Origin of the sequence: Streptomyces wuyuanensis, from assembly GCF_900103455.1 — a bacterium.
Lineage (GTDB): Bacteria > Actinomycetota > Actinomycetes > Streptomycetales > Streptomycetaceae > Streptomyces > Streptomyces wuyuanensis.
Map to the genome: position 1 here is coordinate 177,501 of NZ_FNHI01000014.1, position 15,440 is coordinate 192,940.

A 15,440-nucleotide genomic window follows, 5' to 3' on the forward strand; every position below is an offset into this window, starting at 1 on the left:
CGAGCGGCCCTCCCGTTCCCGGCGCCGCTCCGGGCCCGCAGATCTCGTGCGGGGCGGACGCAGGGGACGCAGGTCGGATCACGGACCCGTGGGCGTCACGGACGCAGTGCCCTGAGCAGCAGGTCGGCGAGGTGGTCGGCGACCTGCTGCGGGCTGAGCGGGCCGTCCGGGCGGTACCAGGTGGACAGGTGGTGCACGGAGCCGAAGTGGTAGTCCACCACGAGGTCGGCCGGGGTCGCGTCGGAGAACACCCCGCTCTGCTGCCCCTCTTCGATGAGCGCACGGAACCGCTCGTGGTAGCGCCGGCGCTCGGAGCGGACCTGCTTGTTCTTCTCCGGGCTGAGATGGTGCATCGAGCGGAAGAAGATCGAGGCGTCGTCGAGGTTCTCGATGGTGGTGACGACGACGTCGGCGGCGGCCGAGCGCAGCCGCTCGTCGACGGGGGCGTCCGCCTCAGCGAAGGCGTCGAGGCGTTCCTGCTGGAGTCTTAGCACCCGGGAGTAGACCTCCTGGAGGAGGTCCTCCTTGGAACCGAAGTAGTGGTAGAGGGCGCCCTTGGTGACGCCCGCCGCCTCGACGATCTCCTGGACGGACGTACGGTCGTAACCCTGCTCGGCGAAGAGCCGGGTGGCGGCGGCCAGCAGCCTCTGGGGGACGGGGGTGCCGTTCCCGTCCGTCGTCCTGGCCATTGCCGCCACCCGCCTTTCCGGTCGTCGTCTGCCGCGCGCCCGCGTGGCCGGGGCGCGGCGGTGTCTCAGGTGCGGGAACGCAGTTCCCGCCTGAGGATCTTCCCACTAGTGGTCTTCGGGAGCTCGTCCAGGATCTCCACCTGCCTCGGGTACTTGTACGCGGCGAGGCGGTCGGCGCAGTATCCGGCGAGTTCGTCGGGGCCCACGGCGGTTCCGGGGCGGAGGCTGACGTACGCCTTGACCGTCTCGCCGCGATAGGCGTGCGGCACACCGACGACCGCCGCCTCCCGGACGGCGGGGTGGGTGTGGAGGACGTCCTCGACCTCGCGCGGCCAGACTTTGAAGCCGGAGGCGTTGATCATGTCCTTCTTGCGGTCGACCACGTAGAGCCAGCCGTCGGCGTCCATGAAGCCGATGTCCCCGGTGCGCAGCTCGCCGTCCGGGAAACCGGCGGCGGTGGCCTCCGGCTGCCGCCAGTAGCCGGGTACGACCTGCGGTCCGCGGACGGCGATCTCGCCGCGCTCGCCGAACGGGACCTCCTCACCGTCGTCGTCGAGGATCCGCACGACGGTGTCGGGCCCGGGGAGGCCGACGGAGAGGGTGCCGGAGGCCGGGTCGACCGGCGCCTCCCTCTCGGGGGGCACCGAGGCGCAGGGCGCCGTGCACTCGGTGAGCCCGTAGCCGTTGCGTATGTAGGGGCCGAAGCCGGCGCGGAACTTCTCCACCAGAGCGGGCGGCAGGGGCGCGCCGCCGGAGGAGACGACGGCGAACGACGCGAAGTGGTCGGGTCCGGCGCCGGGGTGGGCGGCCAGGGCCATGAAGGCGGTGGAGGGGCCGACGGTGTAGGCGGGCCGGTGCTCGAGGAAGGCGTCGAGGACGACGCCCGCCTCGAAGCGGTACGCGAGCGCGAGGGTGCCGGCGTTGGCCGCACAGGCCGCCAGTTCGCACACCATGCCCGTGATGTGGAAGAGCGGCGCGAGGGCGAAGTAGCAGGCGCCTTCGGGGAGGGGATGGCCGGTCCGCTGGCGTTCGGCGTTGAAGGTGATGCCGCCGTGGAGGTTCATGGCGCCCTTGGGCCTGCCGCTGGTGCCGGAGGTGTAGCTGATCAGGGCCACGTCTGTGGCGGCCGGGTCCCGCCCGCCGGGCGCGGCGAGCCCGGCGCGGGCGACGGTGAGGAGGTCGTCGGTGTCGCGCGGTGCCGGCAGCCGCTCGAAGCCGAGGACCCTGTTGTCGTTGCGGGTCTGGAGGTCCAGCTCGCAGGTGGTGACGGCGAACCGTACGGGGGTGGCCGCGGCGGCGTCGCGCAGATGGGTCTCCCAGGCGCGGTCGGAGCAGATCAGCACCGTCGCGCCCGAGTCCTCGAGGGCGTGGGTGACCTCGGCCGACTTGTACATGGGATTCAGCGGGACGACGGTCGCCCCGGCCTTCCACGCGCCGAGCAGGGCGAGGACGAAGTGGGGGGTGTTCTGGAGCATCAGGGCGACCCGGTCGCCTGGGGCCACCCCGCGGGCGGCGAGCCGGCCGGCGACGGAATCGGAGAGCACGTCGGTCTCGCGGTAGCTGAGGCGTCCGTCGAAGTAGGCGAGGGCGGTGCGGTCCGGGGCGCGGCGGGCGGCGGCGCGGAAGGCGTGCACGACGCTCGCGGGCGGGTTCACGGGTGCCCGCTGGGCGTCGGTCAGCTGGGAGAGCCATGGCCGGGCCGCGTACGGGGAGGCGCTCACCGGGCCGTGTCCTCCCATTTCCGCTGGATGTGGTTCATGGTGGCCAGCCATCGGTCGGGGTCGCCCGCGCGGCCCTGGTAGTACCCGGCGACCTCGGGGTGCGGCAGGATGAGGAAGCGGTCCGCCTCGATGCCCTCGAACAGGGCGTCGGCGACGTCCTCGGGTTCGATGGCGCTGGGGGCGAGGACGAGTTCGCCCGCCGATCCCGCCGCGGTCAGCATGTCCGTGCGGACGCCCTGCGGGCACACGGCGTGCACCTTCAGGCCGCGGTGACGGTACGTCAGGGACAGCCACTCGGCGAAGGCGACCGCGCCGTGCTTGGTGACGCTGTACGGGGCGGCGCCGATCATCGTGAGGAGTCCGGCGGCGGACACGGTGGAGACGAATCGGCCGCTGCCTCGCTCCAGCCAGTCGGGGAGCAGGGTGCGCACGGCGCGGACGTGCGCCATCACGTTCACGTCCCAGGCGGAGGCCCAGACGTCCTCGTCCGCGAAGGCGTCGCCGGGCGAGGCGAGTCCGGCGTTGGCGCAGTAGATGTCGACGGTGCCGCCGAGCGCCTCCCTGGCCTCCTCGATGATCGCGGAGGCGTCACCGGGGACGGCGAGTGCGCCGATCTCGTCCGCGACGGCCTTCGTCCTGCCGGGGTCGATGTCGTTGACGGCGACGCGTGCGCCCTCCGCCGTGAAGCGGCGGGCGAGTGCGGCGCCGATGCCGCCGCCCGCGCCGGTGACCACCACGTTCGCGCCCTGCACCGTACTCATCGGACCTGCCTCTCCGTCGCGGCTCGCTCAGGACGGCAGACTAACCAGTCGGTATGTGCACGGGGAAGAGGGTCGTGGCGAACATCGCGCCGGGAGCGTTCCCCGCGGCCCGGCCCCGCGCTAGCGTGCGTGGCCATGACAGTTGTAGCGATCACGGAGGTAGTGCGATGAGCCTGTCCAGACGGGGTCTGCTGGCCGCGGGAGGTGCCGCCGGCGCCCTGGCCGCGACCGCTTCCACGGCCCCGCACGCGGTGGCGCACGCCGGGCGGAGCCGGGTCCGCACCGGCTTCGAGCGGCTCGCCGCCGACGGCTACCGGCTGCTGTCCGGCGAGCGGATCGGCGTCGTCACCAACCCCACCGGCATCACCCGCGACGCCCGTCATCTGGTCGACGTGATGCACGCGGACGAGCGGGTGGACCTGGTCGCCGTATTCGGACCGGAGCACGGATTCCGCGGCACCGCCCAGGCGGGCGGCTCCGAGGGCCGCTACGACGACCCCGCGACCGGGCTCCCGGTCTACGACACGTACCTGAAGAGCGGGCAGCCGCTCGCCGACATCTTCACCGCGTCCGGCGTGGACTCGGTCGTCTTCGACATCCAGGACGCCGGGGCCCGCTTCTACACGTACATCTGGACGCTCTACGACTGCATGGTGGCGGCGGTGCTGGCGGGGAAGCGCTTCGTCGTGCTGGACCGGCCCAATCCGGTCACCGGCCGCGCCGCCCTCGGGCCGGTCCTGGACAAGGCGTTCGCGACCTTCGTCGGCCGCGAGCCGATCGCCCAGGCACACGGCATGACCGTCGCCGAACTGGCCCGGCTGTTCAACGGCGAGTTCCTGACCACGCCGGCGAAGCTGGACGTGGTGCGGATGTCGGGCTGGCGGCGGGAGGACTTCCACGACGCGACGGAGCTGCCCTGGGTGCCGCCGAGCCCCAACATGCCGACGCCGGAGACCGCGCTCGTCTACTCCGGCACCTGCCTCTTCGAGGGCACCAACCTCTCGGAGGGCCGCGGCACGACCCGTCCGTTCGAACTGCTCGGCGCGGAGGGGATCGACCGCGCCTGGGCCGAGGCGGCGAACGCGCTCGGCCTGCCCGGAGTGCGCTTCCGCGAGGCGTACTTCGCGCCGACCTTCTCCAAGTTCCAGGGAAAGACGGTGGGCGGGGTCCAGCTCCACGTGCACGACCGCGAGGTGTTCGACCCGGTCCGTACCGGCATCGGACTGCTGGTCACGGCGAAGCGCAGCTGGAGCGGCTTCGCCTGGCGGCCCGACAACTGGATCGACAAACTCACCGGGTCCACCCGGGTGCGCACGATGATCGACGCGGGCGCCGGAACGGACGAGGTCGTCGGGGCGTGGCAGCAGGACCTCGCCGCGTTCCGCGCGTTGCGGCGGGAGTATCTGCTGTACCGGTGACGGGGGTTCTGCCGGTGACCGCGGGGTTGTGCCGGCGACGGGGGGTCGTGCCGACGACGGGAGTTCTCCCCACCCCCCGTCCACCGTCCGGGGTCGAGCCGGGATGGCGGGCCACCCGGCCCCGACCGCGAGGCGCACGCCCTCGTGCTCCGGCACGCCCGCGTCATCGCCCAGAGGGGCACGCTGTTCGCGTACGACCCGGAGCAGACGGCCGCGGCGATGCCCCACCGCGACCGGGCCGTGGCCGAGAACATCGCCTGGTGGCAGCGGCACACCGGCCACCGGATGCTGCTCTCGGCCCACAGCGGCCACGTGGGCTGTGAATCGGCCAAACCCCACCGGTACCCGCGACTTCAGGGCGCCTTCATGAGGGTCGCCCTGGGCAGGGACTGCGTGAACGTCGGGACGACCTTCGGGACGGGGTTCGTTCAACGCGCACGATCCCCGTGAACCGGGCGGACCTGTGCGTACGTTCACGCTCGGCCTCAGACCCGCGGGCACGTACGAGCACACCCTGGACCGGGTGGCCCCGTACGACCACTATCTGGACCTGCGCTCCCTCCGCGGCGCCGCGCGGCGGCCGGTCGAGGAGCGCCGCCCGACGCAGCCCATCGGAACCGCCTGGCCGTGGCAGGGATCCGACGCCCCGCAGCGGCTCGCCGGGGGCTACGACGTCGTCATCCACCTCCACCGGATCACCGCGGCCGGTTTGCTGCGCCGATACGCCGCTCTTTCCGAATCGCCACACATATCTCGCTGTACGGATGTTCGAGGGAGCCGGACGGGGTACTCGTACGTCCATTCCTTGACGCGGAAGTACCAGCGACGGTGTTCGAGCGACGGAGGTGGCAGTGCGATGGCCGGATTCCGGAGTCTTGCGAGACAGGTGCGCGACCCGCGGTGCGATCTGGCGCTGAGGCGCCATTCACTGCGCAAGTGCCTGGAGAGGTTCGCCCCGTACGGGCACCGGGCGACCTGGGACCACCTGTGTTCCAGGCACGGGATCGCGCCCGAGGACAGGAATCCCGATCCGGCGCGGCTGGTGGCCGCGCTCGGCGAACTGGAGGAAGCGCGGGCCGTGTGGCTCGCGTACGAACGGGACTTCGCGGAGCGGCGCAGGCGCGAGAAGCACGACGGACTGCGTCGGCCGGGGTCCTTCGACGACTGGCACCGGCGCACCTGGGGCGGCAACGGCATCGCCCGGTGCGACGACCCCGGGGTGCATCCGGCCGATCCGCTGGCCGATGTGCTGCGCCGGCTGATCACCGCGCTGGAGGCGGCACCCTCGGCCGTCTGCCCGGTGTGCGCGGAACGCCGCATCGTCTGGCGGCAGGACCTGGATCGGGAGCCCTGGTCCGGCCCGGTGTGCTCGGGCTGCGGGATCGTGGTGCCGCGGCCCGTCCTGACGCACGAGGCGCTGAGGGCCGCCAAGCGGGCACGCGGCAGGGAGCTGGCGTCGGTGGCGTAGGCCGCGGGGCCTGGCACCATCGGAGGTGTGATCCAGGTCTGCCTCAACGGGCGCCGCCGCGCGGGTGACTCCGCCGCCGTACCCATGTCACCGGAGGGGCTCGCCCGGTCGGCGTTCGCCGCGGTTTCCGCGGGCGCCTCGGAAGTGCACTTCCGCCCGAGGACGCCGTGCGGGAGCGGCTCGCTGTCACCCCGCGTGGTGGGACCGGCGGTCGAGGCCGTGCGCACGGCGGCGGGCGTGCCGGTCGGGGTGCCGGCGGACGCCTGGGCGGAGCCGGACCCGGAGCGGCGCGTCGACCGGGTCCGCTCCTGGACGGTGCTGCCCGATCTCGTGTCGGTCGACTGGCACGAGGACGGCGCCGAGGAGGTCGCCGCCGCCCTGCTGGAGCGCGGTGTGGCGGTGCAGGCGGTGATCCGTTCGGGCACGGACGCGGCCCGGCGCTTCACCGTTTCCCGGTCGGCCCCGGCGGTACGGCGCGTGCTCGCCCGGGTCGTCGACCCCGGCGTCGCGACGGCCGGGGACACCGCGCGCTCGTTGCTCGACGGCCTGGGTGCGGCGCACGGCGTTCCGGTGCTGCCGCACGGCATGGACGGCGGGGCCTGGCCGGTGCTGCGGCTGGCGGCACGGACGGGGCCGGACGTCCGCACCGGGCTGGGGGACGTGCTCCGCCTCCCGGACGGGAGGCCGGCGAAGTCGAACGCCCAACTGGTCACGGCTGCCACGCGGCTGGCACACGCCGGCCGGCGTGCCTGACCGGTTCTCCGCGGGCGTGGCGGGGACCGGCTCCCTGGACCTCGAACACTTCCTGCCGGCGGGCAGGGTCCACGCCGTGACCCGCGGCCACCGCAGGATCGTTGGTCGGCACGCACCGATGATCAGCGGTCGCCGCGGCCTTCCCGCAGCCGGCCCACGGGCAGGATCAAGGTCTATGGCCGGAGGTCGTGCTGGTACCAGGTGCCCGACTTGCCGCCGAGATCGGCCGGGGTGGCGGGGCCGACCGGGACGAACCCGGCCTTGGTCAAGACTTTCCGGGACGCGGCGTTCTCGTGGGAGGTGGCGGCCCGCAGTGTGCGCAGACCGTGCCTCGCGATCGCGATCCGGCACAGCTCCCGGACGGTCGCTGTCGCCACGCCGCGGCCGGCGACCTGCTCCGCGACCCGGTAGCCGAGTCTGGCGGCGCCGTCCTCCAAGTCGTACAGGTTGAACCTGCCGAGCACCGACCCGTCCTCGGCCACGAGCACGTGGAAGGCGCAGCTGCCGGCCTCCTGCTCGGCCAGCAAGGCCTTGTAACCGTCGGTGAAGCGGTCGAAGAAGTCGTCGCCGCGGTCGGGGATCGAGGCGGCGAAGTAGGTGCGGTTCGCCAGCTCGAAGGCCAGCACCGCCGGGGCGTGGCCGGCATGCAGCCGCTTCAGCTCGGGCATTGCCCGACTCTACCCAGACCGGCGCTGAGGCCACCTGAGTTTCCGCCGGCGGCAGACAGCCCCAGGACCGGGGCACATGACGATCCACGGCTGGAGTACCAGGAGTACTAGCACACGGGAATTCGTTCGCCCATCGGATTTGCCTGCGGCGAGAGTTGGGCCCGATGTGACACCCGAACGAGGAGCCCGACCATGTCGACGCTGCGCGTCACCGCCGAGCCGCTGACGATCCACGAGCATCCGAACGCCGACGCCCTGGAACTCGCCCAGGTGGGTCTGTACCGGGCCGTCGTCGCCAAGGGCGCCTACAGCAGCGGCGATTTCGCGGTCTACATCCCGGAGCAGGCGGTGCTCCCCGCCGCGCTCGTGGACGAGCTGGGGCTGACCGGACGACTGGCCGGCAGGGCGTCCGACCGGGTCAAGGCGGTACGGCTGCGCGGCGAGCTGTCCCAGGGCATCGTGTGTCGGCCGAAGGCCCTCGAGGACACGGACCTGGAGCGCGCGGCCGCCGAGGGCACCGACTTCGCGGAGCTGCTCGGCATCACGAAGTGGTCGCCGCCGATCCCGCCCACGATGAGCGGTGACGTGGAGGCGGCACCCGAACTCCTGCCCTGGGTCGACATCGAGAACCTGCAGCGCCATCCGGACGTCTTCGCGCCCGGCGAGCCCGTCGTCGTCACCGAGAAGCTCCACGGGACGGCCTGCCTGGTGACCTATGTCGCCGGGAACGCCGACGCGCTTCCCGGGGAACCGGCGGGGAAGGTCCTGGTGTCGTCCAAGGGGTTCGGCGCGAAGGGCCTCGCCCTGAAGGAGGACCCGCGCAATCTCTACTGGCGCGCGGTGCGCGGCCACGGCGTGCCGGAGGCGGCGGCGCGGCTCGCCACCGAACTGGGGGCGACACGGGTCGGCATCTTCGGCGAGGTGTACGGAGCCGGGGTGCAGGACCTTTCGTACGGCGCGAACGCCCGGTCCTCCGGACTCGGTTTCGCCGCGTTCGACGTGTCGGCCGAGATCGACGGCCGGGTCCACTGGCTGGACGCGGCGCGGCTGCTCGAAGGGGAGCTCCCCCTGGTACCGCGTCTGTACGAAGGACCGTTCGCACTGGAGAAGGTGCTCGGGCTGGCGAGCGGGCGGGAGACCGTCTCGGGCCAGGAGCTCCATCTGCGCGAGGGTGTCGTCGTCCGGCCCGTGACCGAGCGCTGGAGCCCGGTGGTGGCCGGCAGGGCGATCGTCAAGTCCGTCAGCCCGGCCTATCTCACCCGCAAGGGCGGCACCGAGTACGAGTGAGCGTCCTGCGCATGGTGGCCCGTCACGGGGGTGCGGACCGCCATGCGCCGGCATACTTCCGGCCACGCCGGGGCCGTACGCCGGCATCCCACCGGAGACCCCGGGGTCGTACGCCCGCGTCCGGCCGGACCACGTGGACCTGCCGTCCGTCGCGGGAGGCCGGCGACCGCGATTCCTCGCCCCGTGCCCACGGTCGGCGCAATGGGACCCGGCCGGGGCGGGGCGGACGGAGACTCGGCGGGTGCAGGCGAAACACGGTGCGTTCCTGACGTGGGCGATGGTGGCGCTCACGCTGACGACGGGAATGGTGGAGGCGATCAGCTTCCTCGCGCTGGGGCCGGTGTTCACGGCCGTCCAGACCGGCACCATGCTGCTGCTGTCGTTCGCGCTCGCGGGAGTGGCCGGACTGTCCATCGCACCCTGCCTGGCCTCGCTGGTGGGGTTCACCGTGGGAGCCGTGCTCTCCGCGCGCTTCGAGTCGCGGTCCCAGGTCCGGGGCCGCCGGTGGTTCCGGGAGGCGCTCGTCGCCGAGGGCCTGGTGCTGACCGCGGCCGCCGCGGTGGCGTGGGGGATCGAGCGGCACGGCGAATCGCTCACCGGGCGGCACTACATGGTGGCCGGGCTGGTGGCGCTGGCGATGGGCGTCAGGAACGTCTCGACGCTCCGGGCGGGGGTACGGGGCCTGCCGACGACGGTGACGACCCGGGCGTTCACGGCGCTGATCGGCGGCTCCCCGCTCGCGGTGGACGCCCGCATCGCGCCCGGCGCGGGCAACCAGGTCCGGCGGGCCGCATCGGTGGCGGCGATGTTCGCCGGCGGTCTGTTCGGTGCGTGGCTGCTGCACGACGGCCGGCTCAGCGCCGCCGTGGTCCTGCTGGTCACCGCGGCGCTCGTGCTGGCCATCGCCCTGAGCTTCACATGGGTACCGCGGGAGGGGACCTCCGAGGCCGGCTGAGGCCCCGTGGACCGTGTGGCTCCCCGGGGGCTTGGGACCACGGTTCCCCACGTGCCGTCAGTCCCCGGCGCCCGGCGCCCGTCTGCGCTCCGGCAGCAGCCTGGAGCCCGCCATCCGCTCGCCGAACGCGTCGCCCGGGTTGGACAGCACACAGGTCTCCAGCGAGAGGCAGCCGCAGCCGATGCAGTCGGTGAGATGGTCGCGCAGCCGTACGAGCTGCTTGATGCGCTCGTCGAGTTCGGCGCGCCAGCCCTCGGACAGGCGCGCCCAGTCCTCCCGGTTGGGGGTGCGGCCCTGCGGCAGGTCGGCCAAGGCGTCGCGGACCACGGCGAGCGGGATGCCGACCCTTTGCGCGGCGCGGACGAAGGCGACCCGGCGCAGCGCGTCACGGCCGTACCGGCGCTGGTTGCCGGCGGTCCGGCTGCTGCTGATGAGCCCTTTGGCCTCGTAGAAACGCAGGGCGGACACGGCGGCGCCGCTGCGTGCGGCCAGCTGGCCGACGGTGAGTTCGGGGGCGTTCGAGGGAGTCTGCGGCACCCCCGCAGCCTACGGGAGCGCGTCGCGGCCATCCGTTGACAGAAGCCGCCGACCCGACCATGCTAAGCAGTCGCTTAGACGTGTGCAGGACCGGGTGAGAGAGGCAGGGACAGGGACATGGCCGAGCCGAGGATCTTCACGTCCGCCAAGGAGCTGGCCGCCGGGGTCGGCGAGCAGCTGGGGCACAGCGACTGGCTGGAGGTCGACCAGAAGCGGATCGACCTCTTCGCCGAGGCCACCGGCGACCACCAGTGGATCCACGTGGACCCCGAACGCGCGGCCGGGGGACCGTTCGGGACGACCATCGCGCACGGCTATCTGACACTCTCGCTGCTGCCGGCGCTCGTACCCCAGATCATGCGGGTCGAGGGCATGAGGATGGGCATCAACTACGGGACCAACAAGGTCCGTTTCCCCGCCCCGGTCCCGGTGGGCTCGCGGGTGCGGGCGAGCGCGTCCCTGAAGAGCGTCGAGGAGGCGGGCGGCGGTGTGCAGGTGACGGCCGTGGTCACGGTGGAGCGCGAGGGCGGCGACAAGCCGGTGTGCGTCGCCGAGTCGGTGTCGCGCTACTTCTTCTGATCCACGGGCCGGGCCCTCCGGACGGACGCACCGCGGAGGGCCCGCCGCTTCCGCACCTCAGGCGCGGGCAGTTCCGTGCGGGCGCGGTCAGTTCCGTGCGGACACCATGCGCAGGACCAGATCGGCGTACAGCTCACCGACCTCCTCCGGCGACCTGCGCCCCCGGACGTTGAACCAGCGGGCCACGTCGATGCAGAGCGACAGCACCGCGAGCGTGGTGCCGGGCACGTCGGGGACGTCGAACTCGCCCGACTCCACGCCGTCGCGCAGGATCCCGCGCACCACCGCGTCGCTGCGCCGGCGCAGCTCCACGATCTCGGCGCGGTGCTCCTCGGACAGGGCGTCGATCTCGTACTGCACCACGCGGGCGGTGTCGTGCCGGCCCGCGTGCCAGCGGACGAACGAGCGCACCGCCTCGGCCAGCCGCTCACCCGGACTGCCACCGCGCTCGGACGCGGCCGACAGCACCTCGAGCGCCTTGTCGTGCCCGATCCGGCTGATCCGGTGGAGCAGCTCTTCCTTGGTCTTGTAGTGGATGTACAGGGCGGCCGGGCTCATGCCCGCCCGGCCGGCGATGTCCCGGGTCGTCGTCGCGTGGTAGCCCCGCTCGGCGAAGGCCTCGACGGCGGCGACGAGGAGCTTGCGCGCGGCCTCGGGCGCGACCTCGCCCCACGGCACGTCCTCGGCCGTCGTGTCCTGCGCCGCAGTCATGGCTCTCCCCTTCTGCCCGCAGTCCCTGTGAGTGCGGGACGAACACCATACCCCGAACCTGAGCAAGCGCTTAGTGCATCGGCGCGGCTTCCGTGGCGAAACGGTCCGGGAGGGGCCGGAAACCGGCCCGGAAGCCGCACGGCACCAGGGGCGGGCCGGCCGGTAGCCGGCGGTCCGCGGTCCAGGGCGCCTCAGCGCCCCGACCCGCCCGGCCGCGGCACCACACCTCCCGCTGCCCACCGGTCCGCCGCGCCTCAGCGCCCCGACCCGCCCGGCCGCGGCACCACACCTCCCGCTGCCCACCGGTACACGGCACCGCAGGTCATGCCGCTCAGAACGCCGACACCCCGGTGAGGTCCCGCCCGATGATCAGCTTCTGGATCTGGCTGGTGCCCTCGTACAGCGTCATCACCCGTGCGTCCCGGAGCAGCTTCCCGACCGGGTACTCGTCGATGTAGCCGTACCCGCCGAAGACCTGGAGGGCGTTGTTCGCGGCGCGCACGGCCGCCTCGGAGGCGAAGAGCTTCGCCTTGGACGCCGCGGTCGCGAAGTCCTCGCCCCGGTCGACGAGATCGGCGACCCGCCACGTCAGCAGGCGCGCCGCGTCCACGTCCACGGCGATGTCGCTGATGAGCTCCTGCACCAGCTGGTACGAGGCGATCGGCTTGCCGAACTGCTCACGCGCGGCCGCGTGGCCGACGGCGGCGTCGAGGGCCGCCTGCGCTATGCCGACACAGCCCGCGGCCACCGACATACGGCCCTTGGCGAGCGCGGACATGGCCACCGAGAAGCCCTTGCCCGCCGGGCCGAGCATCGCGCCGGCGGGCACCCGGACGTCCTGCAGGACCAGCTCGGCGGTGGCCTGGCCGCGCAGGCCGAGCTTCCCGTGGATGGTGCGCCGGGTCAGCCCGGAGGTCTCGGCGGGGACGAGGAACGCGGAGATGCCGCGGTGGCCCGGCGCCTCGCCGGTGCGGGCGAAGAGCAGGACGACGTCGGCCCACGTGCCGTTGGTGATGAACATCTTCGAGCCGTTGATCACGTAGTCGTCTCCGTCCCGCACGGCGCGGGTCGTGAGGCTGCCCGCGTCGGAGCCGGTTCCGGGTTCGGTGAGGCCGAAGCAGCCGAGGGCCTCGCCCGCGGTGAGCAGCGGCAGCCACCTGCGCTTCTGCTCCCGGCTCCCCCAGCCCGCGATCGTCTTGGCGACGAGGCCCAGGGAGACCGAGACGATCCCGCGGACCGAGGAGTCCCCGCGGCCGAGCTCCTCCGCGACCAGGCAGTACGCGAGGTGGTCGCCGCCCGAGCCCCCGTACTCCTCGTCGATGGTCAGCCCGAGGAACCCGACCGAGCCGAGCTTCTTCACGATCGCCCGGTCGACGTCCTCGGCCCGGTCCCACTCGGCGGCGTGCGGGGCGACCTCACGCTCGACGAAGTCGCGCGCGAGCCGGCGCACCGCCCGCTGCTCCTCGCTCAGCTCCAGGTTCACCACGGGCCACCCCACTTTTAACTAACACTGCTAGTTTCTGTTCGGCAGGGCCTACTATGTGCCGCATGGCCCGACCGCGCAAGCCCCTCCTCAGCAGAGAACGCATCGTCGGGACGGCGAGCGCGCTGGTGGACGCGGATGGCCTGGACGCGGTCTCCACCCGGCGCCTCGCCGCGGAACTCGGCGTCAGCGGCCCCTCGCTCTACAACCACTTCCGCAACAAGGACGAGATCCTCGACGCCGTGGCCGACGCCGTCAGCGCCAAGGTCGATCTGTCGATGTTCGACGAGTCCGACCCCCGTGACTGGCGCACCGCGCTGCACGACTGGGCGGTCTCCTACCGGGCGGCTCTCACCGCACACCCCAACGTCGTCCCGGTCCTGGCCCGCGGCCCGGGCCGCCGCCCCGCCGGCCTCAAGGTCGCCGACGCCGTCTTCGGCGCGATGGTCCGCGCGGGCTGGCCGGCCGCCCAGGCCACCCACATCGGCGCCCTGATGCGCTACTTCATCACCGGCTCGGCCCTCGGCTCGTTCGCCGGCGGCTTCGTCGACGACGAGACCGCCTACGACCCCTCCGACTACCCCCACCTCGGCCAGGCCCATCTCCTCGCCGAACGCCAGGAGAAGATCGACGAGGGCGCGTTCGAGACCGGACTGCGGGCCCTGCTGGACGGGCTCGCCGCGCAGTACGAGGAGGGCACGCGGGCCAAGCGGGCGAAGACCCCGCCGGCGGACGGCTCGTAGCTCCGGCGGCACCCGCAGCGGTACCCGGCCCGCCGTCCGGCACCCGGAGCGACGCACCAACGGGCGGCTGCCCGCGCTCGCCTTCACGGCCTGGGCGTACGCGCCGGCCCGTACGACGGCGGGGCGGATGGGGGCGACGACCTACGCGGTGCCCGCGCTGGTGGTGTTCATGTCGTGGCTGTTCCCGGACGAGGTGCCGGGGCTGCTGACGCTGCTCGGCGGCGCGATCTGCCTGGCGGGCGCGGCGGTCTCGAGGTCGGGGTCCCGTACGCCGGCCCGGAGGGACCGGGCCGGCGACGGGGAGGCCGCGGCGGCGGCCGGGGGCCGGGGTGTCACTCCCGGGAAGCCGCCCGCTTCGCGAGAACCCTGATCGAGCCGAGTGCGACGACTGCGAGGACGGTGATGTAGGCGGAGACGGCCATCGACGTGCCCGACGCCTCCAGCAGCAGCACCATGATGAACGGCGCCAGGCCGCCGCCGAACACGGCCGCGATCTGGTAGCCGAGCGAGGCACCGGTGTAGCGCATCTCGGGGGTGAAGAGCTCGGCGAAGAGGGCGGCCTGCGGCCCGTACATGATGCTGAGGAAGCAACTGGTGACGAAGGTGCCGACGGCCAGCCACAGCAGTGACGCGGTGTCGATCAGCAGGAACAGCGGGAACGCCCACACCAGCAGTCCGATCGCGCCCGCCGCGTAGATGCGCAGCCGTCCCACGCGGTCGGAGAGGGCCGCGGAGGCCGGGATCAGCGCGAGCTGGGTGAGGCTGACGCACAGGGAGACGGTGAGCACCGCCTCGCGCTCCATGCCGAGTTCGCGGGTCGAGTAGTCCAGTACGCCGGTGATGATGATGTAGAACGTCGCGGTGTTGACGGCGAAGGACCCGCCGGCGAGGAAGACGGTGCCGAGGTGCCGGCGCAGGATGGTCCGCAGCGGCGAGCGCGGCTCGCTCTTCTCCTGCTCGGCCAGGGCCTGTTCGGCCTCGCGGAACTCGGGGGTCTCCTCGACCCGGACGTGGATGTACCAGGCGAGGCCGAGCACGAGGAAGCCGACGAGGAACGGCACCCGCCAGCCCCAGGACGCGAAGGCGGCGTCGTCGGTGAGGGCGCCCGCGGCGAGGAACACGGTGTTGGCGGTCACCACGCCGATGGGGACGCCGAGTTGGACGAGGCTGCCGTAGAGCCCGCGCTTGCCCTCCGGCGCGTACTCGGTGGCCATCAGCATCGCGCCGCCCCACTGGGCGCCGACGGCCACGCCCTGCAGCACGCGGAGCAGCACGAGGAGCAGCGGTGCGGCGATGCCGATGGTCTCGTACGTCGGCAGCAGGCCGATGCCGGTCGTGGCGAGGCCCATGAGGGTGAGGGCGAGCACGAGCATCGGCTTGCGGCCGCGCTTGTCGCCGAGCTGTCCGGCGATGATCCCGCCGACGGGGCGCGCGAGGAAGCCCACGGCGAAGGTCGCGAAGGCGGCGAGGACTCCGGCCGAGGCGCTGCCCGCGGGGAAGTAGAGGTCGCCGAGGACGAGCGCGGCGGCGATGCCAAAGACGAAGTAGTCGTACCACTCGACCGCCGACGCGAGGGCGGCGGCGCCGGCCACTCGTCGGCGGTGCCGGTCGGTGGGAGCCGTCGGCCCCGGATTGCCGGCGAGCGGGGAAGGGGGTGCCGTGTCCAT

16 protein-coding genes and 2 pseudogenes are annotated in these 15,440 nt (G+C 72.9%); 10 read left to right on the forward strand and 8 right to left on the reverse strand.

Translation table 11 applies throughout. The annotated features are described in order from the left end of the window. Positions 1-95 precede the first annotated feature (95 nt). From BLT82_RS21510 to BLT82_RS21520, 3 genes are all read right to left on the reverse strand, one after another. Positions 96-689 carry a TetR/AcrR family transcriptional regulator gene (locus tag BLT82_RS21510; RefSeq protein WP_093657292.1) on the reverse strand — a complete coding sequence of 198 codons (594 nt, stop codon included), beginning with the start codon at positions 687-689 and terminating at the stop codon, positions 96-98. A 65-nt stretch (positions 690-754) separates the two neighbouring features. Further along, the gene (locus tag BLT82_RS21515) at positions 755-2,428 is read right to left on the reverse strand and encodes an AMP-binding protein (RefSeq protein WP_093657294.1); all 1,674 of its coding nucleotides are present in this window, start codon (positions 2,426-2,428) and stop codon (positions 755-757) included. After that, the gene (locus BLT82_RS21520; protein ID WP_093657296.1) at positions 2,407-3,171 is read right to left on the reverse strand and encodes an SDR family oxidoreductase; all 765 of its coding nucleotides are present in this window, start codon (positions 3,169-3,171) and stop codon (positions 2,407-2,409) included. Before BLT82_RS21520 ends, BLT82_RS21515 begins: the two co-directional genes overlap by 22 nt. Before the next feature lie 167 nt (positions 3,172-3,338). Between BLT82_RS21520 and BLT82_RS21525 the strand changes: the two genes are divergently transcribed. From BLT82_RS21525 to BLT82_RS21540, 5 genes and pseudogenes are all read left to right on the forward strand, one after another. Continuing rightward, positions 3,339-4,589 (forward strand): exo-beta-N-acetylmuramidase NamZ family protein, encoded by a 1,251-nt coding sequence (locus BLT82_RS21525; RefSeq protein ID WP_093657298.1) that lies wholly within the window; start codon positions 3,339-3,341, stop codon positions 4,587-4,589. A 144-nt stretch (positions 4,590-4,733) separates the two neighbouring features. Continuing rightward, entirely contained in the window at positions 4,734-5,039 is a 306-nt protein-coding gene (locus BLT82_RS38580; RefSeq protein WP_280142493.1) for an erythromycin esterase family protein, read from the forward strand. Positions 5,040-5,052: 13 nt separating this feature from the next. Continuing rightward, positions 5,053-5,223 (forward strand): annotated as a pseudogene (locus BLT82_RS38585) (erythromycin esterase family protein); the annotation flags it as partial. 222 nt (positions 5,224-5,445) lie between these two features. Then, on the forward strand, positions 5,446-6,057 hold the full coding sequence (locus BLT82_RS21535; protein ID WP_093657397.1) for a hypothetical protein: 612 nt from the start codon (positions 5,446-5,448) through the stop codon (positions 6,055-6,057). A gap of 27 nt (positions 6,058-6,084) precedes the next feature. Further along, a complete protein-coding gene (locus tag BLT82_RS21540; protein ID WP_093657300.1) occupies positions 6,085-6,810 on the forward strand; it encodes a 3-keto-5-aminohexanoate cleavage protein in 726 nt (241 codons plus the stop codon). Between the two features lie 173 nt (positions 6,811-6,983). Here the strand turns inward: BLT82_RS21540 and BLT82_RS21545 are convergent, their stop codons facing one another. Next, a complete protein-coding gene (locus BLT82_RS21545; RefSeq protein WP_093657302.1) occupies positions 6,984-7,478 on the reverse strand; it encodes a GNAT family N-acetyltransferase in 495 nt (164 codons plus the stop codon). Positions 7,479-7,670: 192 nt separating this feature from the next. Here BLT82_RS21545 and BLT82_RS21550 point away from each other — a divergent pair, with 192 nt between their 5' ends. Both BLT82_RS21550 and BLT82_RS21555 read left to right on the forward strand, forming a co-directional pair. Continuing rightward, positions 7,671-8,765 carry an RNA ligase (ATP) gene (locus BLT82_RS21550; protein ID WP_093657304.1) on the forward strand — a complete coding sequence of 365 codons (1,095 nt, stop codon included), beginning with the start codon at positions 7,671-7,673 and terminating at the stop codon, positions 8,763-8,765. 241 nt (positions 8,766-9,006) lie between these two features. After that, complete coding sequence (locus tag BLT82_RS21555; protein ID WP_093657306.1) at positions 9,007-9,720, forward strand: YoaK family protein; 714 nt, start codon at positions 9,007-9,009, stop codon at positions 9,718-9,720. A 57-nt stretch (positions 9,721-9,777) separates the two neighbouring features. On the opposite strand, the gene soxR is transcribed toward BLT82_RS21555, so the two are convergent. Next, positions 9,778-10,257: a redox-sensitive transcriptional activator SoxR gene (gene soxR / locus BLT82_RS21560; RefSeq protein ID WP_093657308.1), complete on the reverse strand. Its 480-nt coding sequence runs from the start codon at positions 10,255-10,257 to the stop codon at positions 9,778-9,780. 117 nt (positions 10,258-10,374) lie between these two features. Here soxR and BLT82_RS21565 point away from each other — a divergent pair, with 117 nt between their 5' ends. Next, on the forward strand, positions 10,375-10,836 hold the full coding sequence (locus BLT82_RS21565) for a MaoC family dehydratase (protein WP_093657310.1): 462 nt from the start codon (positions 10,375-10,377) through the stop codon (positions 10,834-10,836). A gap of 87 nt (positions 10,837-10,923) precedes the next feature. Here the strand turns inward: BLT82_RS21565 and BLT82_RS21570 are convergent, their stop codons facing one another. Further along, complete coding sequence (locus BLT82_RS21570; RefSeq protein WP_093657312.1) at positions 10,924-11,547, reverse strand: TetR/AcrR family transcriptional regulator; 624 nt, start codon at positions 11,545-11,547, stop codon at positions 10,924-10,926. 331 nt (positions 11,548-11,878) lie between these two features. Next, positions 11,879-13,030: an acyl-CoA dehydrogenase family protein gene (locus tag BLT82_RS21575; protein WP_093657399.1), complete on the reverse strand. Its 1,152-nt coding sequence runs from the start codon at positions 13,028-13,030 to the stop codon at positions 11,879-11,881. A gap of 65 nt (positions 13,031-13,095) precedes the next feature. On the opposite strand from BLT82_RS21575, the gene BLT82_RS21580 reads away from it, so the two are divergent. Together BLT82_RS21580 and BLT82_RS21585 are read left to right on the forward strand one after the other, a co-directional pair. Then, positions 13,096-13,773, forward strand: a complete 678-nt coding sequence (locus BLT82_RS21580; RefSeq protein WP_093657314.1) for a TetR/AcrR family transcriptional regulator — start codon at positions 13,096-13,098, stop codon at positions 13,771-13,773. 73 nt (positions 13,774-13,846) lie between these two features. Next, positions 13,847-14,143 (forward strand): annotated as a pseudogene (locus BLT82_RS21585) (EamA family transporter); the annotation flags it as partial. Here BLT82_RS21585 and BLT82_RS21590 read toward each other — a convergent pair. Beyond that, positions 14,106-15,440 carry an MFS transporter gene (locus BLT82_RS21590; protein WP_093657316.1) on the reverse strand — a complete coding sequence of 445 codons (1,335 nt, stop codon included), beginning with the start codon at positions 15,438-15,440 and terminating at the stop codon, positions 14,106-14,108. The pseudogene BLT82_RS21585 and the gene BLT82_RS21590 sit on opposite strands and share 38 nt — an antisense overlap.